This window comes from Arthrobacter sp. G.S.26 (assembly GCF_050847375.1).
Taxonomy (GTDB): Bacteria; Actinomycetota; Actinomycetes; order Actinomycetales; family Micrococcaceae; genus Arthrobacter.
In genome coordinates this window covers 1,154,674-1,178,890 of record NZ_CP193752.1, presented here as the reverse complement: position 1 = coordinate 1,178,890, position 24,217 = coordinate 1,154,674, and the positions used below count along the sequence as shown (strand labels likewise).

Genomic DNA, 24,217 nt, shown 5'->3' with positions numbered 1-24,217 from the left:
CAGGCCGGCCAGGTCAGTGGGAAGCGGCGGCGTCCCCGGCGTCCCTTGCTGAGTTTTTATGCCGGGTGCCGGCGTTGTTGTCTGTTTCGGTCCCAAAGTCCAGCTCTTCCCGTAGCTGCCAGATGCCATCGGCACCGTGCTCGTAAAGTCCCATGCTAGCCACCGGGAAGCTTGCCCTGTAGCTCTTCAGCACCGTTTCGGCTTCGTCGAGGCTTTCCGGGGCCACATCGTGGGCGATGGTGACGTGCGGGTGGTAGGCGAACGGCAGGTCGCGGTGCAGCGGCCCCTGCTGGAGCTTGCCGTGCAGGTCCACGCACTCGGCGAACCCGTCCTCCACCTTGATGAACACCACCGGGGAGACCGGCCGGAACGTCCCGGTCCCGGAAATCGTGACCCGGAAGGGGCGCTGGCCCCGGGCCACGCTGCGCACGTGCGCCAGGGTGGCGTCCCAGTCCGTGGTGGGGGTGGTGGTGACCAGGGTGATGTGGGCAGGCACCACCTCCGCCAGGGGGTCCCCAAATGAGGCCCGCCAGCTTTGCAGTTCGCTGGCAACCTCAGCCGGGAAGCCCAGGATCACGCCAACGCTGATGTCTTCCTGGCGGGAACCGTCCCCGCCGCCGGCAGGGCCGCCGTGCGGGGTGGGCGCGGCTTCCAGCGAGCCTGGGCCCCGGGTTCCTTCCCGTGCGGTGACGTTGCTGGCAGACATGGCTCTAGCGGACTCCGGCGAGGCTCAGTGACGGCAGGAACCCCATGCGCTCGTACACGTTGCCCAGGGTGACCGAGGCGATCTCCCGTGCCCGTGCAGCCCCTGAGGCCAGCAGCCGGTCCAGTTCGGCCGGGTCCGTCATCAGTTCATTGGTCCGGTCCCGCAGGGGTGTCACAAAATCAACCACCACATCGGCAAGGTCCACCTTGAGGTGGCCGTACATTTTGCCTTCGTATTCGGCTTCGAGACTGGCCACTGTTTTGCCGGTCAGGGCCGAGTAGATGGTGAGCAGGTTGGAGATGCCCGGTTTTTCCCCGGTGTCGAAGCGGATCTCCGTGCCGGCGTCGGTCACTGCAGACTTGATCCGCTTGGCGGCGACCTTGGGGTCCTCCAGCAACTGAATGGCACCGTTGGGCGACTCGCCGGTTTTGGACATCTTGGCGCCGGGGTTCTGCAGGTCGTAGATCTTGGCGCTTTCCTTGACGATAGTGGCCTCGGGGACGGTGAACGTGTCCCCGAACCGGGTATTGAACCGCTGGGCCAGGTTCCGGGTCAGTTCCAGGTGCTGGCGCTGGTCCTCGCCCACCGGAACCAGGTCCGTCTGGTACAGCAGAATATCGGCTGCCATCAGCGTGGGGTAGGCGAAGAGGCCCAGCGTGGCGGAGTCGGCGCCGGACTTCTGCGATTTGTCCTTGAACTGGGTCATCCGGGAAGCCTCACCGAAACCCGTGATGCAGTTCAGGGCCCAGGCCAGCTGGGCGTGCTCAGGCACGTGGGACTGGACAAAGAAGATGCTGCGGTCCGGGTCGATGCCGGCGGCGATGTACTGCGCCGCGACGGTCCGGGTGCGCTTGGCGAGCTCCGCGGGGTCGAAGTCCACGGTGATGGCGTGCAGGTCAGGGATGAAGAAGACAGCGTCGTACTCCTCCTGCATGTCCACCCAGTTGCGCACGGCACCGATGTAGTTGCCCAGGTGCAGCGAATCGGCGGTGGGTTTGGCGCCGGAGAGAATGCGCTTTTTAGCGGCCGGAGAGGTCAGGCTAGTCATGGTGGAACTTTCGGGCTTAGAGCTGGTAGTCCACTACCAGCGGTGCATGGTCAGAGAAGCGGGTGTCCCACGACGGCGCGCGGTCCACTACTGCCGAGAAGGCAGCATCGGCCAGGGCCGGGGTGGCCAAGTGGTAGTCGATCCGCCAACCGGTGTCGTTGTCGAACGCCTTGCCGCGCTGGGACCACCACGTGTACGGGCCGTCCACCGGGCCGGACAGGTTGCGGTGGACGTCCTGCCAGCCGATGTCCCCGCCGAGGTACTTGTCGAAGTAGGCGCGCTCTTCGGGCAGGAAGCCGGCCTTTTTGACATTGGCTTTGGCGTTGCGGATGTCCAGCGGCGTGTGGGCCACGTTGAGGTCCCCCACCACCAGGGCGTGGTCGCTGTGCTTGGCCAGCTCGGGCAGCCGGGTGGACATGATGTCCAGGAAACGGAACTTGTCGTCCTGCTTGGGGGTGCCCACCTCGCCCGAGTGGACGTAGGCGCTGGCCACGGTGAGCTGGACCGGGTTGCCGGCGGCGTCGCGGAGCCGGAAGTCGGCTTCGACCCAGCGTCCCGCCGTCGCGAAGTATTCGTCGCCGATGCCGATGCGGGTGGCCAGTGGTTCCTCGCGGGAGGCGATGGCCACGCCGGCGCGGCCCTTCGCCTCGGCTTCGGCGTGCAGGATGTGCCAGCCCGCACCGAGGAGCTGGTGAACAATCGCATCCGGGGCGCGGACCTCCTGCAGGCAGAGGATGTCCACCTCACGCGGTTCCAGCCAGGCTGCCATACCGTTCCTGTAGGCGGCGCGGAGGCCGTTGACGTTGACGGATGCGATGCGAAGGTGGTCCTTCTTCAATGCCGAGCTCACCCGCTCCACTCTAGTCGATGATGGTTCCGCTGACCGGCTCGCCGGAGCCGCCGGAGGACTTCATCATGTCGCGGGCGTTGGTGGCGGTGATCTCGATGGTTTCCAGGGCGCGGTGGATGGTGTCCTGGTTGGCGGCGGCGCCCTTGGCACGCTCTTCCTCCACCACCCGGACCTGCACCTGGACGATCTTGAAGGAGTGGTCCAGCTTGAGGTCGCGGACCTCATCGGCTTCGCTGCGCTCGTACACCACGCTGGTACCGCCGTGGTTCGCTGCCGTGGGCGAGGGGGCCCGGCCGGCTGCGGTGTTGAAGGCGTTCTGGGCCTCGGTCAGCTTGGCGCCCGCCTTCTTGGCGGCACGCTGGATGCTGACCACCACGAAGGTGGCCAGGACCAGCCAGAAGAGGGCGATGATGGCCACTACCCAGCCCACCACATCGTTCTGGTTGGCGGCGAAGATGACGGCCACCACAAACGCGGTCACCAGGACCATCAGCCCCGGCCCGCTGATGCGGAACATGGAGAAACGGGGTTTGGCTGATGAGTTGGAACTGCCCACTGATTGCATGGAGATATTCTCTCAAATCCCGGCGCCGATCCGGCACGCTTCCACCGGCGGCGAACACAACAACGGCGGCCCCGCACCTTTCCGGGAAGGTGCGGGGCCGCCGTCGCGCGTTTTAACCCACGTGGGCTAGGCGATGCCGGCCTGGCGTTCCGCCGCTTCAACCACATTGGTCATCAGCAGCGCCACGGTCATGGGGCCAACGCCGCCGGGATTGGGCGAAATCCAGCCGGCCACCTGGGCGGCGGCGGGATCGATGTCTCCGTGGACGCGGCTCTTACCTGTTTCCGGATCGGTTTCCCGGGTAACCCCCACGTCAAGCAGGGCAGCGCCCGGCTTCACGTCCGAGGCCTTGACAATGTGCTTGACTCCGGCGGCGCCCACAATGACGTCCGCCTGCTTGAGCAGCTCCGACAGGTTTTTGGTGCCGGTATGCGTCAGCGTGACCGTCGCATTGATGGCCCGCCTGGTGAGCAGCAGGCCGATGGTCCGGCCGATCGTGACGCCACGGCCAACCACCACCACGTGCTTGCCGGCAAGGCTGTACCCATTGCGCTCGAGGAGCTCGATGACGCCGCGGGGTGTACACGGCAGAGGAGTGGTGATCTCCGAGTTGACGTTGAGCACCAACCGGCCGAGATTGGTCGGGTGGAGTCCGTCGGCGTCCTTGGCGGGGTCGATCCGCTCAAGGATGGCGTCGGTATCCAGGTGCTTGGGCAACGGCAGCTGCACGATGTACCCGTGGCAGTCGGGATCCGCATTGAGTTCATCAATGAGGGCCTCGACGTCGGCCTGGGTGGCGTCAGCCGGCAGTTCGCGCTGGATCGAGTTCATCCCGATCTGTTCGGACTGCTTGTGTTTCATGGAGACGTACAGCTGCGAGGCGGGGTCGGCGCCCACCAGCACAGTTGCGATGCCGGGGGTGACGCCCTTCGCACGGAGCGTGGCCACGCGTCCGGTCAGCTCGGCCTTGATGGCAGCGGCGGTGGCCTTGCCGTCAAGGATTTGTGCAGTTGCGGTATCAGTCATTGGTTACCACTGCTCGTGCTGCGGGTACAGCGGGAAATCGGCGGCGAGCTTGTCCACGCGGGACTGGAGCGCCTCGACGTCGGTGGCGGTGCCGGCCTTCAGCGCGCTGGCGATGATCTCTGCGACCTCGGTGAACTCGGCGGCGCCGAAGCCGCGGGTGGCCAGGGCCGGGGTGCCGATGCGCAGGCCGGAGGTGACCATGGGCGGGCGGGGGTCGAACGGAACGGCGTTGCGGTTCACGGTGATGCCCACGGAGTGCAGGAGGTCCTCGGCCTGCTGGCCGTCCAGCTGGGAGTTGCGCAGGTCCACCAGGACCAGGTGCACGTCGGTGCCGCCGGTGAGGACGGAAACGCCGGCCTCGGCAACGTCAGCCTGGTTGAGGCGGTCGGCGATGATTTTGGCGCCTTCGAGGACGCGCTCCTGGCGTTCCTTGAACTCCTGGGTGCCGGCGATCTTGAAGGCCACGGCCTTGGCGGCGATGACGTGCATCAGCGGACCGCCCTGCTGGCCGGGGAACACGTTGGAGTTGAGCTTCTTGGCCCACTCCTGCTTGCCCAGGATCACCCCTGATCGGGGACCGGCGAGGGTCTTGTGCACGGTGGAGGTGACAACGTCGGAGTACGGGACGGGGCTGGGGTGCAGGCCCGCTGCCACCAGTCCGGCGAAGTGCGCCATGTCCGTCCAGAGGAGGGCGCCCACCTCATCGGCGATGGAACGGAACGCAGCGAAGTCGAGGTGGCGCGGATAGGCGGACCAGCCGGCGATGATGACCTGCGGCTTTTCGGCGATGGCCTGCTCGCGGAGCTTGTCCATGTCCACGCGGAAGGAATCTTCCTCCACCTGGTAGGCGGCCACGTTGTAGAGCTTGCCGGAGAAGTTCAGCTTCATGCCGTGGGTGAGGTGTCCGCCGTGCGCCAGGGACAGGCCCAGGATCTTGTCGCCGGGGGTGATCATGGCGGACAGGGCGGCGGCGTTGGCCTGGGCCCCGGAGTGTGGCTGGACGTTGGCGTACTCGGCGCCGAACAGGTCCTTGACCCTGTCGATGGCAAGCTGCTCGGCGATGTCCACGTATTCGCAGCCGCCGTAGTACCGGCGGCCGGGGTAGCCCTCGGCGTACTTGTTGGTCAGGACGGAGCCCTGGGCTTCCATCACGGCGCGGGGCGCGAAGTTTTCGGAGGCAATCATTTCCAGGGTGCCGCGCTGGCGGCCAAGCTCCTGGTTGAGGACTGCAGCGATTTCGGGGTCAAGCTCGGCCAGCGACTGGTTGCTGACGGCTGATGTTGTGGTGGCTGTGGTAGTCACAAAGAACTCCTGGCTCGGGATTCGGGCACTGCTTAGGTCAGGCTACCGGCTGGCACGCCTCACCGCCGTGTTGGTTACTGGCATCAGGCGGGTGGCACGGGACGCGGCTGCGCACAGGCAACTGGTGCCCCGTTTCCGGCAAAACATGACCCTCGGCCCAGGCGTACGATCCGTGGTCTTCGTGATTGCCGCTCCCTGGTGGTTAGCCACCCAACGCCAGTTGCGACCCGACCAGCCTACCAAAAGCACACCCTGGCGCGCGGGTAGGCTTGACTGCGTGAAAGATGAGCAACTCAACGATGCATACGTAGTCACCCTGTCCTGCCCGGACACCCAGGGAATCGTCCACGCTGTGGCTGGCGCCCTGCTGGTGGCGGGGTGCAACATTACGGACTCCCAGCAGTACGGCAGCCCCGCCACGGGAACGTTTTTTATGCGCGTGGAGGTGACCACGACCGCCACGCAGTCAGAGCTCCGCGCGGCCCTGCAGCCCGTGGCTGACGCGTTCGGCATGCAGTGGAGCCTGAACCCCGCGGGCCGGAAGGTCCGGACCCTGGTCCTGGCCAGCACGTCGGCACACTGCCTCAACGACCTGCTGTTCCAGCAGCGCAGCGGCACCCTGCCCATCGACATCCCGGCCATTGTCTCCAACCACAAGGACCTGGCCGGGCTGGCCGAGTTCTACGGCATCCCGTTCCACCACATCCCGGTCACCGCGGACACCAAGGTCCAGGCGGAGGACAGGCTGCGCGCCATCATGGCGGAGCACAACATCGAGCTGACCGTCCTGGCCCGCTACATGCAGATCCTCTCGGATGAGCTGTGCACCGACCTCACGGGCAAGGCCATCAACATCCACCACTCGTTCCTGCCCTCCTTCAAGGGCGCCAAGCCCTACCACCAGGCCCACACCCGCGGCGTGAAGCTGATCGGCGCCACCGCCCACTACGTGACGGCCGCCCTGGACGAGGGTCCGATCATCGAGCAGGAAGTCATCCGCGTGGACCACAGCCGCACGGCGCAGCAGCTGGTCCAGATGGGCCGCGACGTGGAGGGCCGCACGCTGGTCCAGGCGGTGCAGTGGCACGCCGAGCACCGGGTGCTGCTGGACGGGAACCGCACGGTGGTCTTCAACTGACTCGCAGTTGTTGTCGTTTTGAGCCCTCAAAACGACAACAACTGCGAGTCAGTTGGGTGGGGCGCGCAGGCCTGTCACATCCGCACCGGAAACCGGCCACGCGCAGGCGTCGCTAGAGTGAACCCATGGCTCCCTTGTACCCCTTCGCCGGGAACACCCCGGCCGTCCACGAGACAGCATTCGTCGCCCCCACGGCCACGATCATCGGCAATGCCAGCCTGGCGGCGGACGCCAGCGCGTTTTACGGCGCCACGGTCCGGGCCGACACCGCCAAGATCAGCGTCGGCGCCGGCAGCAACCTCCAGGACAACGTGGTGCTGCATGCGGACCCGGGCTTCCCCTGCACGGTGGGTGAGCGGGTCAGCGTGGGGCACGCCGCCGTCGTCCATGGTTCAACTGTGGAGGACGACTGCCTGATCGGCATGGGCGCCACCGTCCTGAACGGCGCGGTGATCGGCGCGGGCTCGCTGGTGGCGGCCGGCGCCGTGGTCCTCGAGGGCACGGTGGTGCCGCCGCGGTCACTGGTGGCAGGCGTCCCGGCCAAAGTCCGGCGGCCCCTTACCGACGAGGAGTTCGACGGCGTCCGGGCCAACGCCGAACGCTACGTCGAGCTCGCCAGGGCGCACCGCGCCCTGCACGGCTGACCCCACTCCCCCAAAGAATCAGTCCAGGCTGACCGGCCCGATCGAGTCGAGCAGCTCGCCGGGACCGGGGTTGCCCGGCGCCGCCGACCCGCCCAGGTGGTTCACCACGCCCCACACCGCGTTCAGGCCGGTGGTCACGGCGCCCTCGGCCCAGCCGGCAGTGAAGGAAACGTCGTCGCCGGCCAGGAAGATGCCGCGCTGGTAGTCGGGCAGCGAGTCCTGCTTGAAGTGCGTAAACAGCCGCTGCTGGTAGCGGTAGTGCCCGGGCAGGTTGGCCTTGAACGCGCCCATGAAGTTGGGGTCCGCTTCCCAGGACACGGTGATGGGCTGGCCCACGATGTGGCTGGCGATGTCCACCGTGGGGTAGATCTGCTCGAGCGAGTGCAGCATCAGCTCCACGCGTTCGTCGGCGTCGAGCGCCAGCCACTTCAGCGCGTCGTCGTTCCAGGTGTAGGAAAGCAGGATGACCGCGGGCTGGTCCGGGCCGTTGTCCAGGAGGTAGGTGGCGCGGTTCAGCCGGTCCGTGAGGGTCATGGACAACACCTCGTGGCCCGTGGCCGGATCAATGTCCTTCCAGAACGGCCGGTCCACCATCACGAAGGTCTTGGACGACTGCATGTAGTGCGAACGCTCGATCGCCGTCCACAGCTCCGCCGGGAAGAGCGCCTCTTCGGTATGGATGCGGGTGGACAGCAGCCAGGACTGGCACGTGGTGACCACTGCCGGGTAGGTGGCTTCGCGGCCCCAGCGTTCGCGGATCCGCAGGTTGCCGTCCGGGTCGCGGCTGATTTTGCCCACGGCGCCGCGCGGGGACCCGGAGTGCAGCGAGGCCAGGGAGGTGCCCTCCGGCCAGTGGGCAAGGCCCGACGGCGCGTGCTGCCAGAGTGCCTCGGGGAGCCGTTGCGCGCCGCCCCGGATCAGCCGGTGCGCGTCGTCAGCGTCGGTGTAGACCACCCGCAGGATCTCGAGGATCGAGTTGGGGAAGTCCGTGTCCCAGCCGCCGGTGCCGAAGCCCACCTGGCCAAACGCCTCCCGGTGCGTGAACCCGGCCTTTTTGAAGGACTCGCTGGCGGCGATGAAGCCGTAAAAGGTCTGCTCGTCCATCAGCGGCAGCAGCTCGTTCCAGAGTTCCTTGATCCTGCCCGTGTCCCGGGTGCGGATGGCCTCCTGCATTTCGGTGAACCTGGCGCCGTCGTTCACGGCAGCCTTCCAGGCGTCGGCCACCTCACGGAAGAACGGCGGCAGGTCCGAGGGCTTTTCGGCATAGTACTTCCTGCCGGCGAGCTCGATCACGGTGCTGGAGGTGGCGTTGGAGAGCGGGTTGGGGAATTCCTGGGTGTCCAGGCCCAGCAGGTCCACGTAGTGGTAAAAGGCCTTGCCTGACACCGGGAACCGCATGCCGCCCAGGTCCGCCACGACGCCGGGTGCCGCCGGGAAGTTGGCGGTGCGGAGTCGGCCGCCGATCTGGTCCGCCTCGTACACCACAGGCCGCAGGCCCAGCTTCATCAGTTCGTAGGCGGTGACCAGGCCGGACAGGCCGGCCCCGATGACTGCCACTTCGGTGCCCAGCAGCTCCGGCGGCACCGAACCGAGACCGTCCGGGTGGGCCAGGTAGTGGTCGTAGCTGAACGGGAAGTCCGGGTTGAGCATGGTGATGGGGGCAGCCGTCCCGGCATCGGCACCACCCTGTGAGGGGGCGCCTGCGGGGCCGGAGGCCGGAAGTTCTGTGGCGATGGTCATTGAAGTCTGCCTTTGGAAGGTTTGGGACGGTCCGGATCAGGAATGCTGCGGTGCGGGGCGGGCGGCGGACACCTCAAGGTAGTCCGCGGAGCTCATCGCCGCCACCTTGGAATGGCGCCGGCCGTAGGAGAAGTAAGCGGCAATACCCACCAGCATCCACAGCGCGAACACCACCCAGGTGTCGGCGCCGAGGTTGGCCATGAGGTAGGCGCACATGATGGCGCCGAGGATGGGGGTGATGGGGAAAAGCGGCACCCGGAAGGTCCGTTCGAGGTCCGGCCGGCTGCGCCGCAGGTAGATGACGGCCACGTTCACCAGGCCGAAGGCGAACAGGGTGCCGATGCTGGTTGCGTCCGCCAGGGCGCCGAGCGGGATCAGCCCGGCAGTGAGCGCGACGGCGGTCCCCACCAGGAGCGTGCCAACCACGGGGGTGCCGGTCCGGCGGGACACCCGGCCGAAGACGGCGGGAATCAGGCCGTCCCGGGCCATGGACAGCAGGATGCGGGTCTGGCCGTAGAGGACGGTCAGGACGATGCTGGCGATGGCCAGCACGGCGCCGACAGCAAACACGAGCCCGATCCAGGGCTGGCCGGTGGTCTCCTCAAGAATTTTCACCAGGGCGGCCTCGGTGCCGTCGAACCAGCCCCACGGCCGGGCGCCAATGGCGGCAACTGCCACCAGGACATAAATGGTGGTGACAATCAGCATGGACAGCATGATGGCACGGGGCAGGTCCTTTTTGGGGTTGCGGGCCTCCTCACCGGCTGTGGAGGCGGCATCAAAGCCAATGTAGGAGAAGAAGACCCGTGAGGCTGCGGCGGAGACGCCGGCGGCCCCCATGGGCAGCAGCGGCTCGAAGTTGCCTGCGGTGAAGGCGGTGAAGGCCACTGCGCAGAAGAAGAGCAGGATGCCCACCTTGACCACCACGATGGACGTGTTGATCCAGGCACTTTCCTTGGCGCCGCGGACCAGGAGCGCGGTGGCGAGCAACACGATGACCATGGCGGGGACGTTGACCATGCCGCCGTCGCCCGGCGGCTGGGACAGCGCGTCCGGGAGAGCGGTTCCAAAGACGGCCAGGGCCTCGTTGACATACTGGCCGGCGCCGACCGCGACGGCGGCCACGGAGACCGCGTATTCCAGGACCAGGCACCAGCCGCAGATCCAGGCCATGCCCTCGCCCATGGTGGCGTAGGTATAGGAGTAGCTGGAGCCGGAGACGGGCACCATGCCTGCCATCTCGGCGTAGGAGACGGCGGACAGCAGCGCGGCCAGGCCGGCGATGGCGAAGGAGATCCAGATGGCCGGCCCCGCCAGCGGCACCGATTCGCCGAGGATCACCAGGATGCCGGTGCCAAGGGTGGCGCCAACGGAAATCATTGTCAGCTGGAGCACGCCGAAGCTGCGGACCAGACGGGGTCCGTCCTGTGCGTCGCCGGCTTCGGTGACCATCTGCGCGATCGGCTTGCGGCGCAGGAGTTGCGCGCCGAGTGAAGGCCGGCCGGCTGCCCGGGCCGGCCCCCTGCCGGAAAGTGTTGGCACAGTCATCGTTGACGTCCGTTCCTGTTGGTGATTGGTTGAACTGGTTTTCCCTTTCCCCAGATTAGGGGTGTGAGCAGCATCTCAATGGTGTGCAAAACAACCTGTAGGCTTCCAGCATGAGACACAATGCACCAGAGAACGATGGTAGCCCGGAGCAGCTGGACGCAGTAACCCTGGGCCGCTTCCTGGCCGCTCTGCCTGCCGGGGTGACAGTGGTGCACCATGCCGGCAACGGTGCCGCGCCGCTGCGCTGGGTGGAGCCCAGCGAACTCGGTGACCCCACGCCGTACCTGCTGGACGGCGAATTTGTGCTGACTGCGGGCCTGCCGTTCCTGGCCGGGGTCCACGCCGGCGATCACCCCGGTACCGGCGGCAGCGGTCGCAGCGGCGGGCTGCGGAGCGGGCCGGCAGCAGGCCCGGACGACGGCGGCACGCACCGCGGCGGCTCCCCCGCCCCGGGTGCCGCTGCGGGCGGCGCGGCGGAGGACGGCGGCACGGCGGCGCAGGCGAACGCGTACGTCCGGCGCCTGGTGGCAGCCGGGGTCGCTGCCCTGGGATTCGGCCTGCAGCCTTACTTCGACGCGGTTCCCGACGCCTTGGTGGAAGCCTGCCGGCGTCACGGCCTGACGCTGGTGGAAGTTCCGGCCAGCATCCCGTTCGCCGCGCTGGGCCTGGAATTCTCCAAACTCCTGGAATCCGGAAACGCCCAGGTGTTCCGGCACCTGGCGGAGACCAACAGGCACCTGATGCGGGCCGTCCTGTCCGCCCGGCCGGAACACGAGCTGCTGGCGGCGCTCACCGAACGCGTGCCGGTGTGGGCTGTCCTGGTGGGGGCTGACGGCAGGGCGCGGGCCCGGGCTGCCGCCCAGGCGGGCCCCGGCACCAACCCCAGGGCCGCCGTCGAGCATTCCCTCCTCCAGCCGCTGGTGGCCAGGCTCCTGGCCGGCAGCGGGCCCCGCATCGAAACCGGCTCAGTGGACACCCCGGATCCCACCCTGCTGTTTGGGCATCCGCTGCGCAGCACCCGGGACGCGACGCTGGGCGCCCTGGTGCTGGGGGCCGGCAAACCCCTGACGCCGGCCCAGAACAATGTGGTGTCCGCCGTGGTGGGACTGCTGGAGCTGCTGGTCCGGCAGCGGACCAGCGGCTCCCTGGCACCCAGCCAGCTGGCCACCGCCCTGCTGCTGCACCCGGACAGCCTGGCCGGTAACAGCTCCCGCCGGCTCAACGGCCTGAAGGACCTGCTGGCCCAGAGCGTGGGCGGGACCCGGTCGGCCCCGGTCCGCGTGGTGCTGGGGCTCCGGTCCGGCACGCCGGCCGCGGCCCCTGCCGCCACGGAAGGCGCCGTCCGCGACCTGCTGCACTGGCGGCGGATTTTCGACACCAAGCTGGTGGAACTGACCGATGACGGCTTCGCCGCCGTGACCCGCCTCAAGGTGGACGGGCCGCTGCTGGCGGAGGTGGAGCAGCTGGGGTGGCGGCTGGTGGTGGGCGCCCCCACGGAACTTCCGGGCCTGGCGGCCGCCTACCAGCGCGCCACCGCGCTTCGCCCGCGGGTCCTGGCCACCGCATCGACGGTGCGGGAGGAAGACCTCACCTGGTCCGTCGCCGGTTTGCTGGGCGCCGACGCCGGCGCGTTGCTCGCCGCCCGGCTGCTGGCCCCTGTCCTTGAACAGGAACCGGCGCGCCGGGACGCGCAGTTGCTGGTGCTTCGCTCGTGGCTGGCCGCCAACGGCAGCTGGGATGCCGCGGCCAAGGACCTGGGCCTGCACCGCAACAGCGTGCGCCGGCAGATCACCGCGCTGGCGGAACTCCTGGACCTGGACCTGGCGCAGGCGGCAGCGCGGGCCGAACTATGGTTTGCGCTGCAGTTTGTGGACTCTGCCGGTCAGTAGCCCCAGTCCCGGTACAGGTCCGGGCGACGCTCGGCCAGGTACGGCACCTCGGCCCGCTCCCGCCCCGCCGCTGCGGGATCAACCTCGGCAAAGAGGACAGTGGCTCCGGCTCCGGCAGCGGCCAGCAGTTTGCCGTCCGGCCCGGCCACCACGCTGCCGCCCAGGAACCGAAGGCCGTCCTCGACGCCGGAATGGTTCGCGTAGGCGATGCTGACCTGGCTTTCCAGCGCCCTGGCGCGGAGCAGCACCTGGGGTACGTCGTCAAAGCCGTGGGCCAGCGCCGTGGGGACCAGGAGCAGTTCGGCTCCGCGCGAGGCCGCGGCCCGGACGGTTTCGGGGAATTCGACGTCGAAGCAGATCACCATCGAGGTGGGGATTCCGTGGAAGTCGACGACGGCGGGCGGCTGGGTGGCGGGGCTGAAGGCCGCCCGCTCGTCCGGTCCGAAAAGGTGCACTTTGCCGTACTCCAGCAAGCTGGCGCCTTGCGCGTCGAGGAGGGTGGCGCTGATTTGCCACTCCCCCTGGGCGGTGAGGCGGGGCAGGCTGTACACCAGCGCAATCCCGTGCCGCCTGGCAATGTCAGCCAGCCGCTGGCGCAGCGCCGGGAGAATGTCCGGGTCCAGGCCGGACCGGATGCGCCGCGGCGCGTAGCCCACCAGGAACAGTTCCGGGGTGACCAGGACGGCTGCGCCCCGCGCGGCGGCGGTGGCTGCCGCGGCTTCAAGGGAATCGAGGTTGGCATCAGGGTCAAGGACTGCGGCGTTTGCCTGCAGGAGTGCCAGCAGCACCGCTACCACCTTCCATCGCGGGACGGCCGGGGGATAACGGCCTGGCTCCAGCCTAACCAGCGCGCGCCGGGATGCGTCCGGGCCATTTGCACCCGCAGCATGCCATCGGGGCCGAATCGTCCTATGCCCAAAAAGTTACCGCTAACCGACGCATGCGTTAACTTCTTGACTACAAGCCGGGAAATAGGGCACTGTACATAGCATGTCCGGAACCCCGCGCTCAACGAGGAGCAAGCCAAAGAATCCCGGCTCACAGTCCGCACTGCGGCAGCTGAACCAGCAACGCATCATCGAAAGCCTGCGCGGCGGGCCTTCAACCCAGGCTGAACTCGCCCGGCAGACAGGCCTCTCCACAGCGACGGTCTCCAACATCGTCAAGGTCATGCTGGACTCCGGCCTCGCGTCCACGGAACCGATTACCAGTTCCGGCCGCCGCGCCCTCAACGTGAGGCTCAACAGCAACGGCGCCGTGGCTGTTGGCATCGACTTCGGCCGGCGGCACCTCCGCGTGGTCCTGGCCTCCCTGAGCTACCGCGTGATAGCCGAGGAATCCGTGATGCTGCCACTGGGCCACCAGGCGGAGGACGGCATCCAGGCGGCAGTGACCCTGCTGGACAAGCTGTTGCGGGAAAGCAACATAGAGCGGACCGCCGTGGTGGGTGCCGGCGTCGGAATTCCCGGCCCGATTGACCGGCGCACGGGAACCGTTGCGCAGGGCGCGATCCTGCCTGAGTGGGTGGGCATCAACATCCTGCAGCACCTGGAAGAGACGCTGCAATTTCCCGTCTTCATTGACAACGACGCCAATCTCGGGGCCTGGTCCGAGGTCACGTGGGGCCGGCACAGCGGCGTCAGCAACCTGATGTTCCTGAAGATCGGATCAGGCATCGGCGCGGGCCTGATCCTCAACGGCGCGCCGTACTACGGCAACGTGGGGATCACCGGCGAGATCGGCCACGCCACCATCCACGAACAGGGCCTGGTGTGCCGGTGCGGCAACCGCGGCTGCCTGGAAACCATTGCCTCCACCACCACCATGATCGAGCTGCTCAGCCGTGGCGAGGACCGTCCGCTGACGCCCGCTGACATCGTCCGGAAGGCCCTGGCCCGGGACCCCGCCACCCTGCGCGTGGTTGACGACGCCGGCCTGTCCGTGGGCCGCGCTTTGGGCAACGTCGCCAACCTGATCAACCCCGAAGTCATTGTGGTGGGCGGGCCGCTGGCCGGGCTCGGAGACCTGCTGCTGGACCCGATCCGCCGGGGCCTGACACGGCACGCAGTCCCCGTCATCGGGGAGACCACCACCCTCACCATGTCCTCCCTCGGGGACCGTGCCGAAGCCCTCGGAGCGGCCGCCCTGGTGTTCCAGAATGCTGGCATCCGGAAAAACTAGACCATTTCGTTATCCGGTAATTGCGTTCAAGACTTGACGACAATAGCTGTGATCCAGTTTACTTTTGCATCAGACGGCCCTGCGCTTTGCCGGCCGGACAACGGAGTCATTTTTTAATGGAGGTTAGGGCCCATGACGTCCCAGACCACGCACACGGACCCTGTCATCCTCGAGATGCGGTCCATCACCAAAGAGTTTCCCGGCGTTAAAGCCTTGTCGGAGGTCAGCCTGCGGGTAAAGGCCGGCGAAGTCCACGCCATCTGCGGCGAGAACGGCGCCGGCAAGTCGACGCTGATGAAAGTCCTCTCCGGGGTCTACCCGTTCGGCAGCTACGACGGCGACATCGTCTACCAGGGCCAGACCCAGCAGTTCCGGGACATCAGGGCCAGCGAGCAGGCCGGCATCGTGATCATCCACCAGGAGCTGGCGCTGATCCCGGAGCTCTCCATCATGGAGAACATCTTCCTGGGCAACGAACCCACCAAACGTGGTGTCATCGACTGGGCCGAGGCCCGCATCCGCTCCACCGAACTCCTGGCCCGGGTGGGCCTGCGCGAAAACCCGGACACCCCCATCAAGGAAATCGGCGTCGGCAAGCAGCAGCTGGTTGAAATCGCCAAGGCCCTGAACAAGTCCGTGAAAATCCTGATCCTGGACGAGCCCACCGCAGCGCTGAACGAATCCGACTCCCAGCACCTGCTGGACCTCATCCTGGGCCTGAAAGGCCGCGGCATCACCTCGATCATCATTTCGCACAAGCTCAACGAGATCGAGCAGATCGCCGATTCCATCACCATCATCCGCGACGGAAAATCGATCGAAACGCTCAACGTCAAGGCGGACGGCGTTGATGAGGACCGGATCATCAAGGGCATGGTGGGCCGCACCCTCGAGTCCCGGTTCCCGGACCACACCCCCAAGATCGGCGAAGTCTTCTTCGAAGTGAAGGACTGGACGGTGGCCCACCCGCAGATCCAGGACCGGCTGGTCTGCAAGGGCTCCAACTTCTTTGTCCGACGCGGCGAGATTGTGGGCTTCGCCGGGCTGATGGGGGCCGGCCGGACCGAACTGGCCCGGTCAGTGTTCGGCAGGTCGTACGGCCACTTCGTTTCGGGCCAGGTATACATCCACGGCAAGGAGACGGCGCTCAAAAACGTTCCCCAGGCCATCGACGCCGGGCTGGGCTACGTCACCGAGGACCGGAAGTCGCTGGGCCTGAACCTCCTGGACGACATCAAAACCACCACCGTTTCGGCCAACCTCCAGAAAATCAGCAAGCGGAGCGTTGTGGACACCGACAAGGAGTTTGCGGTGGCCGAGCAGTACCGGAAGTCCCTGCGGACCAAGGCCCCTTCGGTCCAGGAAGGTGTGGCGAAACTTTCCGGCGGCAACCAGCAGAAGGTGGTCCTGGCCAAGTGGATGTTCACCGACCCGGAGCTGCTGATCCTCGATGAACCCACCCGGGGCATCGACGTCGGCGCCAAATACGAGATTTACGGCATCATCCAGCAGCTCGCCAACCAGGGTAAAGGCGTGATCGTCATTTCCTCGGAACTGCCGGAGCTCCTGGGACTCTCCGACCGCATCTACACCATCTTCGAAGGCGCCATCACCGGCGTCCTCGACAAGGCGGAAGCGAGCCAGGAAAGCCTGATGAAGCTCATGACCTCCGCCCGAAAAGCCGCCTAATCCTCTGGAGCTTTCCAGAACCTTCCAGATACGAGGACCGAAACAATGAACGCGCTCAAGAAACTCTTTGGCGGCGACACCCGCCAGTTCGGCATGATCTTTGCCCTGGTGGCACTGATCCTGCTGTTCCAGTGGCTCACAGGCGGCATCACCCTCACCCCGGGCAACGTCATCAACCTCTTCAACGGCAACTCCTACATCCTGATCCTCGCCATCGGCATGGTGCTGGTCATCATCGCCGGCCATATCGACCTGTCCGTGGGCTCCGTGGCAGCCTTCGTGGGCATGGTGGTGGCGATCGCCATGCGCGACTGGAACCTGCCCTGGTTCCTCGCCATCCTGCTGGGCCTTGGCCTGGGCGCCCTGATCGGTGCCTGGCACGGCTGGTGGACGGCCTATGTGGGCATCCCGGCGTTCATCGTGACCCTGGCCGGCATGCTGATTTTCCGCGGTGCGCAGCAGTTTGTGGGACAGTCCAACTCCATCCCCGTCCCGCGGGAATTCCAGTTCATCGGCGCCGGCTACCTGCCGGAAATCGGCCCGAACACCGGCTTCAACAACCTCACCCTGCTCCTGGGCCTGGCGGCAGCCGCCTTCGTGGTGATTGGTGAAGTCCGCCGCCGCCGCTCCGCCAAGGCGCTGGGCGCGGAGGTTCCGGAAACCTGGGTCATGGTCCTCAAACTGGTCCTGATCTGCGGCGCCATCCTCTACGCCACCTACCTGTTCGCCACCGGGCGGCCAGGCACCTCGTTCCCCATCCCCGGCCTGATCCTCGCCGTCCTGGTCCTGGTCTACGGCTTCATCTCCTCCAAGACCGTTGTGGGCCGCCACGTCTACGCCGTGGGTGGCAACCGCCACGCAGCCGAACTGTCCGGCGTGAAGTCCAAAAAGATCAACTTCCTGGTGATGATGAACATGTCGATCATCGCCGGCCTGGCCGGCATGATCTTCGTGGCCCGCTCAACCTCTGCAGGTCCGTCCGACGGCACCGGCTGGGAGCTGGACGCGATCGCCGCTGTCTTCATCGGCGGCGCTGCGGTGACCGGCGGCGTGGGCACCGTAATCGGCTCGATCGTTGGTGGCCTGGTGATGGCCGTCCTTAACAACGGCCTGCAGCTGCTCAGCGTCGGCGCTGACTGGCAGTCCATGATCAAGGGCCTTGTGCTCCTGGTGGCAGTTGCCATCGACGTCTACAACAAGTCCCAGGGCCGGGCCTCGATCATCGGCCTGATGATGAAGAACTTCAACCGGTCCTCAAACGGCCCCGGCACGCCGCTTCAGCCCGATGAAGTCACCTCCACCAAAGCAACCATTTCCCGGGAAGCCTGAGTACTCAGCTTCCCGTCCCACCACCCCATAAAAGAAAGTAGCGAAAACATGCGAATGTTTGGAAAAGCAGGGAAGGCGGCAGCAGTTGCTGCCATTGCAGCACTGGCGCTGACCGGCTGCGGACGCGCCGAAACACCCTCGACGGGCGGCTCCAGCGAAGGAACCGGAGGATTCGCGCAGGACTCAGCCATCGGCGTCGCACTTCCCAAGAAGACCAGCGAGAACTGGGTCCTGGCGGAGAAGCTGTTCAACGACGGCCTCACCAGCGCCGGATTCAAGCCGACGGTCCAGTTCGCCAACAACGGTGTGGCCGAACAGCAGAACCAGATCAGCGCCATGATTTCCAAGGGCGCCAAGGTCATCATCGTGGGTGCCCTGGACGGGTCCCAGCTGGGCACGCAGCTCCAGCAGGCCAAGGACGCCGGCGCCACCATCATCGCCTACGACCGCCTCCTGCTGAACACCGAGAACGTGGACTACTACGTGGCGTACGACAACTTCAAGGTTGGCGAGCTCCAGGGCCAGGCCCTGCTCGACGGCATGAAGGCCAAGAAGCCGGCCGGACCGTACAACATCGAACTGCTCGCAGGCTCGCCTGATGACGCCAACGCGAAGGTCTTCTTCGACGGCGCCATGAAGGTCCTCAAGCCCAAGATCGACGACGGCACGCTGAAGGTCCTCTCCGGCCAGACAACCTTCGAGAAGGCAGTCACCCAGGACTGGAAGGCTGAAAACGCCCAGCGGCGCATGGACACCCTCCTCACCGGTTCCTACGGCACCGAATCCCTGGACGGCGTCCTCTCCCCGAATGACACCCTGGCGCGTGCTGTCATCACGTCCGTCAAGGCGGCCGGCAAGCCGCTCCCCGTCATCACCGGCCAGGACTCCGAAGAAGAGTCCGTCAAGTCGATCCTTGCGGGCGAGCAGTACTCCACCATCAACAAGGACACCCGCAAGCTCGTTGAGCACGCAATTGTGATGGTCAAGGACCTCCAGGCCGGCAAGACGCCTGAGATCAACGACGACAAGTCCTACGACAACGGCGTCAAGACGGTTCCCGCCTTCCTGCTGCCCCCGGTGATCGTCACCGCGGAAAACGTCAAGACGGCCTACACCGACGATCCGGTACTCGGCCCGCTGACCAAGTAACACCACGCACCGGACAGCCCGGCTCCCTTCCAAGGGGGCCGGGCTTTTCCGTGCCCGGATCCGGTGCCCGCAGCCTTCACAGCCCAGGCACAGGTCCGGCCGGTTTGTTGCACAGGATGGCCCGCGAGTGTGGATCCGACGCCGGCCTTCCGTGCCGGCACCTGATCCATAGGAGTAACGTGAGCGTCCTTGCCCGCAGTGTAGGCAACGCCTTCAGAAACAAGGTCCGCACGGCCGCCGTTGTGGCAGTGCTGGCCGTTGCCATCGGACTCGCCCTGGCCATGCTGGTGGCCAACCAGGCCGTTGGCGCCAAAGTCCAGGAACTCAACGCGTCCGTGGGGACGGTCCTCACCGTAAACCCTGCCGGTGGCCAGGGCTTCGAAGGCGGCGGCGAGCCACTCACCGCCAACCAGGCAGCCACCGCGGCGGCCGTGCCCAACGTCAGTGCCGTCGTCGGAACCTCATCCCTGCGCCTGCGTAACGCCACCGAAGCTGCGGCCCAGACCGCTGCCGGCGGCCAGGGCGGGCCGGGCGGCCAGGGCGGGCCCGGCGGCCAGGCCGCGGCAACACTGACCACCAGCCTCACCGCGGCCGTTGACGCCGGCACGTTGGGGAACCGCAACCAGGCAAGCGGCACCACGGGCACCACCCAGCCGGTCCGGTCGCTGCCCATCACCGCCACCGGTGTCGGCGCCGAAGTGGACACAGCCGGCAAGGCCCTGAACATCACAGCAGGCACCGGGCTGGGCGACTACTCCGCGGAATCCACCAACGCGCTGCTGGGGACCACGCTGGCCGCGAAGAACAACCTCGCCATCGGGTCCACGTTCACCATCAACGACCAGACGTACACCGTGGCGGGCCTGTTCGACGCCGGCACCACGTTCGGCAACAACGCCGCCTACCTGACGCTCCCCACCGCCCAGGCCCTGGCCGGGGTGCCCGGCGAGCTGTCCAGCATGATTGTCACCGTGGACTCGCTGGAGAACGTCGACACGGCGAAGACCGCGCTGCAGGCCGCCCTCGGCACCGACGCGGCGGACGTCACCCAGGGCCAGAACCTTGAGACCGCCGTCAGCTCGCTGGGCAGCGTCAAGAACATTTCCTTCATCGCTTTCATCGCCGCCCTCGGCACGGCCGGACTGATCATCCTGCTGATCATGGTGGTGCTGGTCCGCGAGCGCCACCGGGAAATCGGTGTGCTCAAGGCCATCGGCGCGCCCAACCGCACCATCGGCCTGCAGTTTGTCCTCGAAGCCCTGGTCCTCGCGGCCCTGGGCAGCGCGGCTGGCGCCATTATCGCCTCCTTCGCCAGCGGCGGCATCGCCTCGGCACTGATCAGCACCAACACCACCAGCACGACGGCGGCAGCCACCACCGGGCGCGGCGCGGCCATGGCCGGGGCTGCCGGCGGCGCGGGGATGCCCGGCGGCGGCGCAGGATTCCCCGGCGGGCAGGGCGGTCCGTTCGGCGGCGCTTCCCAACTGCTGACGTCCGTCACGGCGAGCGCCTCGCCCGGCGTGATTGCCGGCGGAATCGCCGCAGTCTTCGGTGTGGCGATCATCGGCGCACTGGTGCCGGCCCTGCTGACAGCACGCATCCGTCCCATCGAAGTCCTGCGAGGAGAATAGCCATGATTGAAGTCAAGAACCTGGTCCGTACCTTCAACTCCGGTGACCGCACCATCAAACCCGTCAACGATGTCAGCTTCGAACTCGCCCAGGGCACCCTGGCCTCCATTGTGGGCAAGAGCGGCAGCGGCAAGAGCACCCTGCTGTCCCTGCTCGGGGCCCTGGACAAACCCACCAGCGGCGACGTTGTGGTCAACGGCGTGAGCCTGGCCAAAATGCCGGACCGGAAACTGACGGAATACCGGCGCCGGGACATCGGATTCGTTTTCCAGCAGTTCAACCTGATCCCCAACCTGTCCGCCGTCGATAACGTGATGCTGCCGATGGAATTCGCCGGCCTCCGCAGGGCTGCCCGCCTGCAGCGGGCCAGGGAGCTGCTGGAGCAGGTGCAGCTGGATCCGGAGAAACACGGGCGGCGGGTCAACAGGCTCTCCGGTGGCGAGCAGCGCGTGGCCATTGCCCGCGCACTGGCCAACGAACCCAAGCTGATCCTCGCGGATGAGCCCACCGGCAACCTGGACGAGCAGACCGGTGACCACATCATCGAACTGCTCAGCAGCCTCCGCCGGGAGCACAACACCACCATCCTGGTGGTCACCCACGACAGGGCATTGGCCAACAAGACCGACAGGCGCTTCCGCCTGCAGCAGGGCAAGCTGACCGAAGAGCCGGTCCGCGCCAAAGCCGTGGCTGGTGCGCCGGCCTAGTTCCGGGCGCCGGGTGCAGCGGGGCGGGGCCCGCAAGGCCCCGCCGCTCAGGCATGTCCGACGCCGGCGGGCCCCTGCCTGAATGAGAGGATGGTCACCATGACTACGCCCATCGCCACGCCGTGGCTGACCAGCCAGTCCGATTCCGATCCCCGCTCCGCCACCGGCAAACCGCTGCGCTGGGGCATCATCGCCACGGGTGGGATTGCCAGGTCCGTGACCGGGGACCTGGCGATGCTGGCGGATGCGGAGCTGCATGCCGTCAGCTCGCGGAGCCAGTCGTCCGCGGACGCCTTCGCGGCGGAGTACGGGGTGGCGCACGCCTACGGTGACGACGGCGGTGTACCCGGCTATCAGCGGCTTCTCGCCGATGATGCGGTGGACGTGGTTTACGTGGCCACCCCGCATGCGCAGCACCACAAAATCGTCCTGGCGGCGCTGCAGGCCGGAAAGCACGTCCTCTGCGAAAAGGCCCTGACCATCAATGCGCGTGAGGCCGCCGAGCTGATCGGGATGGCGAGGAGCGGGAACCTGTTCCTGATGGAAGCGGTATGGAGCAGGTTCCTGCCCTCCATGCAGCGGGCGTTTGAGATTGCGGCGTCCGGCGAACTGGGAGACATCCACTGGGTCACTGCCGACCTGGGCTTCCCGGCCCCCTACTCCCCCACGGCCCGGCTTTGGGCCCGGCAGGACGGCGGCGGAGCGCTGCTGGACCTGTCCGTGTATCCGCTGCTGTGGGCTTTGGGAACCCTGGGGTTTCCGCAGACCGTCAGTGCCACAGGTGTGGTCAATGACGACGGCGTTGACGCCCAGAATGCCATGACGCTCGGCTACAACGGCGGCGCCCAGGCTCAGCTCACCTCGTCCCTCCTGGCGCACGGGCCACGGACCGCTACCGTCGCCGGAAGCCTGGGCTTCCTCCAGACCGTAGGATCCATCAATAATCCGCGTGAAATCATGATCGCCAGCGGCTGGGATGACCGCCGGACCGAAACGTTCGAGACAGTTGGCCGCGGGTACACCTACGAGCTGCGGGAGGTAACCCGCTGCATCCAGCAGGGCCTGACCGAAAGCCCGGTCATGCCGCTGGACGACTCTTTGAACACCATGCGCCTCTTCGACGGGGTGCGCGGGCAGCTCGGCGTCAGCTACCCCAACGACCGGCACTGACGGCGGCACCGGACCGTTCCCTAAGCCCCACCGGCCAGCTATCCACGCGGGCCGTGGACGTATACTTTGCGTACAGGATTCCCGCAGCTACCAGGAGGAATACGTCATGGTGGCGGAAGTGCCCAGTTCCATCACACAGGAGATGGTCGGCGGCCGGTACAAGTTGGGTGAGGTGATTGGTCGCGGCGGGATGTCCGCCGTGTACTGCGCCCGGGACGAAAATCTGGGCCGCGACGTGGCCCTCAAACTCTTCGCACCGCAGGCTCCGGACGCCGATGACCTGAAGCGGCAGGAAGCGGAAATCCAGCTTCTGGCGACGCTGAACCATCCCGGGCTGGTCACCCTGTTCGACGCCGGAACCGACGAAAGGGTTCCTGACGAACCACGGCCGTTCCTCACCATGGAACTCGTGGCGGGCCAGGACCTGCGCAGCCGCATCAGGCACAGCCTGGTGCCCTTGGACGAGCTCTCTGTCATCGGCGCCGGCATTGCCGACGCGTTGGCGTACGTCCACGGCCTCGGCATCATCCACCGCGACATCAAACCCGGGAACATCCTGCTGGTGCAGAACCGGCCGGGAGAGCCCGTACGGCCCAAACTGACGGACTTTGGCATTGCCAGGATCGTTGATGCCACCCGGCTGACCTCTACGGGAACCATGGTGGGAACGGCAGCCTACCTCAGCCCCGAGCAGGCCCAGGGCGAACCGCTGACCGGCGCAACGGATATCTACTCGCTGGGCCTTGTCCTCCTGGAATGCATCAAGGGTGTGGTGGAGTACCCCGGCAGCGCGATCGAATCCGCAGTGGCGCGGCTGCACCGTGCCCCGGAGATCCCGGACGACCTGCCCGGCGAATGGGCCGACCTGCTCCGCTCCATGACCTCGATCGAACCCTTGGAGCGGCCCGCAGCCGCCGACATCGAAGCTTCGCTGCGGCAGGCCCTCGTCTCACCGGAGTCCACACCCGGCGGGCTCGTTTCGGACACCACCAGGGTACTCCCGGCCATGCCCTTCCACCCGCCATCCGTCACGGTCGAGGAGACCACGGAAAGCACTGGATCCCAGACGCTGCCGCCCGCGTCGGACACCCCCAGTGAACCACGCCCAAAGTGGAGGTCCCGGCTCGGGCTGATCCTCGCCCTTCTGGCGGCATTCGCGGTGGTAGTCACCGTTGTCCTTCTGAACCTGCTTCCCGATGCGTCCGGCGTTGTGCCCTATCCCGAAGTAACCGGCACCCTGGGCGACCAGCTTGAGAACCTGCAAAGGAGCGTGGAGCCATGAGAACGTCCCTCCCTCCGAAGCGGTGGCGACGGATCCCGGTGATCTGGTCCGCCGCCCTCCTTGCGCTGGGCCTGCTGGCCGGCTGCTCCGGCGGCGAAACAGGGCTGCAGCGCGACACTGCCCGGCAACTCCAGGAACGCGTCCTGGAAGTGACCCAGGCGTCGGCGAAAAATGACCCGGCCGCGGCACTCAAGGCCCTGGACAGCCTGGACGCGGAGTTGGATGCTGCCCTGGCGAAGGGCCAGATCTCCACGGAGCGGCATAAGAGCGTCACCACGATCGCCGACGGTGTCCGCGCCGACCTGCAGGCGGACCTGGCGGCGGCCCAGAAAGCTGCCGAGGACGCCAGGATTGCGGCGGAGAAGGCGGCGGCTGAGAAGGCAGCGGCGGAAAAGGCCGCCACGGAACCACCCGCGTCGCCGGAGACCGTTGTGCCGGCTCCGGCTGCCACGGAGGCGCCTGCCCCGGACCCAGGCAGCGGCAACAGCGACTCCAACTCCGGCGATAACGGCAACGACAGCGGCTCCAATAACGGGAACGGCAACGACGGCGGGGACAAAGGCAAAGGCAAGGACAAAAACTAGAGCCGCGTTTGGTCGCCGCCCCACCCATCCGCTGACGAC

21 protein-coding genes are annotated in these 24,217 nt (G+C 66.9%); 12 read left to right on the top strand and 9 right to left on the bottom strand.

Annotation, left to right across the window (positions count from 1 at the left end):
• Positions 1-13 precede the first annotated feature (13 nt).
• The 6 genes from ACRB8A_RS05460 to glyA form a co-directional block, all read right to left on the bottom strand.
• Positions 14-706, bottom strand: coding sequence for a 2'-5' RNA ligase family protein (locus ACRB8A_RS05460; RefSeq protein WP_432245789.1), 693 nt, complete (start codon positions 704-706; stop codon positions 14-16).
• 4 nt (positions 707-710) lie between these two features.
• Entirely contained in the window at positions 711-1,754 is a 1,044-nt protein-coding gene (trpS, locus tag ACRB8A_RS05455) for a tryptophan--tRNA ligase (protein ID WP_056597905.1), read from the bottom strand.
• A 16-nt stretch (positions 1,755-1,770) separates the two neighbouring features.
• A complete protein-coding gene (locus ACRB8A_RS05450; RefSeq protein ID WP_050684885.1) occupies positions 1,771-2,604 on the bottom strand; it encodes an exodeoxyribonuclease III in 834 nt (277 codons plus the stop codon).
• 10 nt (positions 2,605-2,614) lie between these two features.
• Positions 2,615-3,169, bottom strand: coding sequence for a hypothetical protein (locus ACRB8A_RS05445; RefSeq protein WP_050684884.1), 555 nt, complete (start codon positions 3,167-3,169; stop codon positions 2,615-2,617).
• A gap of 126 nt (positions 3,170-3,295) precedes the next feature.
• Positions 3,296-4,195 carry a bifunctional methylenetetrahydrofolate dehydrogenase/methenyltetrahydrofolate cyclohydrolase gene (locus ACRB8A_RS05440; RefSeq protein WP_056597901.1) on the bottom strand — a complete coding sequence of 300 codons (900 nt, stop codon included), beginning with the start codon at positions 4,193-4,195 and terminating at the stop codon, positions 3,296-3,298.
• Between the two features lie 3 nt (positions 4,196-4,198).
• The gene (gene glyA / locus ACRB8A_RS05435) at positions 4,199-5,497 is read right to left on the bottom strand and encodes a serine hydroxymethyltransferase (RefSeq protein ID WP_050684882.1); all 1,299 of its coding nucleotides are present in this window, start codon (positions 5,495-5,497) and stop codon (positions 4,199-4,201) included.
• A 277-nt stretch (positions 5,498-5,774) separates the two neighbouring features.
• Between glyA and purU the strand changes: the two genes are divergently transcribed.
• Entirely contained in the window at positions 5,775-6,635 is an 861-nt protein-coding gene (gene purU, locus ACRB8A_RS05430; protein WP_285241040.1) for a formyltetrahydrofolate deformylase, read from the top strand.
• Between the two features lie 125 nt (positions 6,636-6,760).
• Positions 6,761-7,279, top strand: a complete 519-nt coding sequence (locus ACRB8A_RS05425; protein ID WP_050684880.1) for a gamma carbonic anhydrase family protein — start codon at positions 6,761-6,763, stop codon at positions 7,277-7,279.
• Positions 7,280-7,297: 18 nt separating this feature from the next.
• On the opposite strand, the gene ACRB8A_RS05420 is transcribed toward ACRB8A_RS05425, so the two are convergent.
• Both ACRB8A_RS05420 and ACRB8A_RS05415 read right to left on the bottom strand, forming a co-directional pair.
• The gene (locus ACRB8A_RS05420; protein WP_432245788.1) at positions 7,298-9,019 is read right to left on the bottom strand and encodes an FAD-dependent oxidoreductase; all 1,722 of its coding nucleotides are present in this window, start codon (positions 9,017-9,019) and stop codon (positions 7,298-7,300) included.
• Positions 9,020-9,055: 36 nt separating this feature from the next.
• Positions 9,056-10,567, bottom strand: a complete 1,512-nt coding sequence (locus ACRB8A_RS05415; protein ID WP_432245787.1) for an amino acid permease — start codon at positions 10,565-10,567, stop codon at positions 9,056-9,058.
• Positions 10,568-10,677: 110 nt separating this feature from the next.
• On the opposite strand from ACRB8A_RS05415, the gene ACRB8A_RS05410 reads away from it, so the two are divergent.
• Positions 10,678-12,456 (top strand): PucR family transcriptional regulator ligand-binding domain-containing protein, encoded by a 1,779-nt coding sequence (locus ACRB8A_RS05410; RefSeq protein ID WP_432245786.1) that lies wholly within the window; start codon positions 10,678-10,680, stop codon positions 12,454-12,456.
• On the opposite strand, the gene ACRB8A_RS05405 is transcribed toward ACRB8A_RS05410, so the two are convergent.
• Complete coding sequence (locus ACRB8A_RS05405; RefSeq protein ID WP_285241044.1) at positions 12,450-13,244, bottom strand: nitrilase-related carbon-nitrogen hydrolase; 795 nt, start codon at positions 13,242-13,244, stop codon at positions 12,450-12,452. The two genes, ACRB8A_RS05410 and ACRB8A_RS05405, sit on opposite strands and share 7 nt — an antisense overlap.
• A 202-nt stretch (positions 13,245-13,446) precedes the next feature.
• Between ACRB8A_RS05405 and ACRB8A_RS05400 the strand changes: the two genes are divergently transcribed.
• The 9 genes from ACRB8A_RS05400 to ACRB8A_RS05360 all read left to right on the top strand — a co-directional run bounded on the left by ACRB8A_RS05400 (position 13,447) and on the right by ACRB8A_RS05360 (position 24,178).
• Positions 13,447-14,637, top strand: coding sequence for an ROK family transcriptional regulator (locus ACRB8A_RS05400; RefSeq protein ID WP_050684876.1), 1,191 nt, complete (start codon positions 13,447-13,449; stop codon positions 14,635-14,637).
• Positions 14,638-14,769: 132 nt separating this feature from the next.
• Positions 14,770-16,326, top strand: a complete 1,557-nt coding sequence (mmsA, locus tag ACRB8A_RS05395; protein WP_050684875.1) for a multiple monosaccharide ABC transporter ATP-binding protein — start codon at positions 14,770-14,772, stop codon at positions 16,324-16,326.
• 45 nt (positions 16,327-16,371) lie between these two features.
• Positions 16,372-17,655 carry a multiple monosaccharide ABC transporter permease gene (gene mmsB / locus ACRB8A_RS05390; RefSeq protein WP_050684874.1) on the top strand — a complete coding sequence of 428 codons (1,284 nt, stop codon included), beginning with the start codon at positions 16,372-16,374 and terminating at the stop codon, positions 17,653-17,655.
• A 48-nt stretch (positions 17,656-17,703) separates the two neighbouring features.
• Complete coding sequence (locus ACRB8A_RS05385) at positions 17,704-18,804, top strand: substrate-binding domain-containing protein (RefSeq protein WP_050684873.1); 1,101 nt, start codon at positions 17,704-17,706, stop codon at positions 18,802-18,804.
• Positions 18,805-18,983: 179 nt separating this feature from the next.
• Positions 18,984-20,435, top strand: a complete 1,452-nt coding sequence (locus ACRB8A_RS05380) for an ABC transporter permease (RefSeq protein ID WP_432245785.1) — start codon at positions 18,984-18,986, stop codon at positions 20,433-20,435.
• Positions 20,436-20,437: 2 nt separating this feature from the next.
• Entirely contained in the window at positions 20,438-21,142 is a 705-nt protein-coding gene (locus tag ACRB8A_RS05375; RefSeq protein ID WP_432245784.1) for an ABC transporter ATP-binding protein, read from the top strand.
• 99 nt (positions 21,143-21,241) lie between these two features.
• Complete coding sequence (locus tag ACRB8A_RS05370) at positions 21,242-22,312, top strand: Gfo/Idh/MocA family protein (protein ID WP_432245783.1); 1,071 nt, start codon at positions 21,242-21,244, stop codon at positions 22,310-22,312.
• A gap of 106 nt (positions 22,313-22,418) precedes the next feature.
• The gene (locus ACRB8A_RS05365) at positions 22,419-23,594 is read left to right on the top strand and encodes a serine/threonine-protein kinase (RefSeq protein WP_285240901.1); all 1,176 of its coding nucleotides are present in this window, start codon (positions 22,419-22,421) and stop codon (positions 23,592-23,594) included.
• A complete protein-coding gene (locus ACRB8A_RS05360; RefSeq protein ID WP_432245782.1) occupies positions 23,591-24,178 on the top strand; it encodes a hypothetical protein in 588 nt (195 codons plus the stop codon). The genes ACRB8A_RS05365 and ACRB8A_RS05360 overlap by 4 nt, the downstream gene beginning before the upstream one ends.
• The last annotated feature ends 39 nt before the right edge of the window (positions 24,179-24,217 follow it).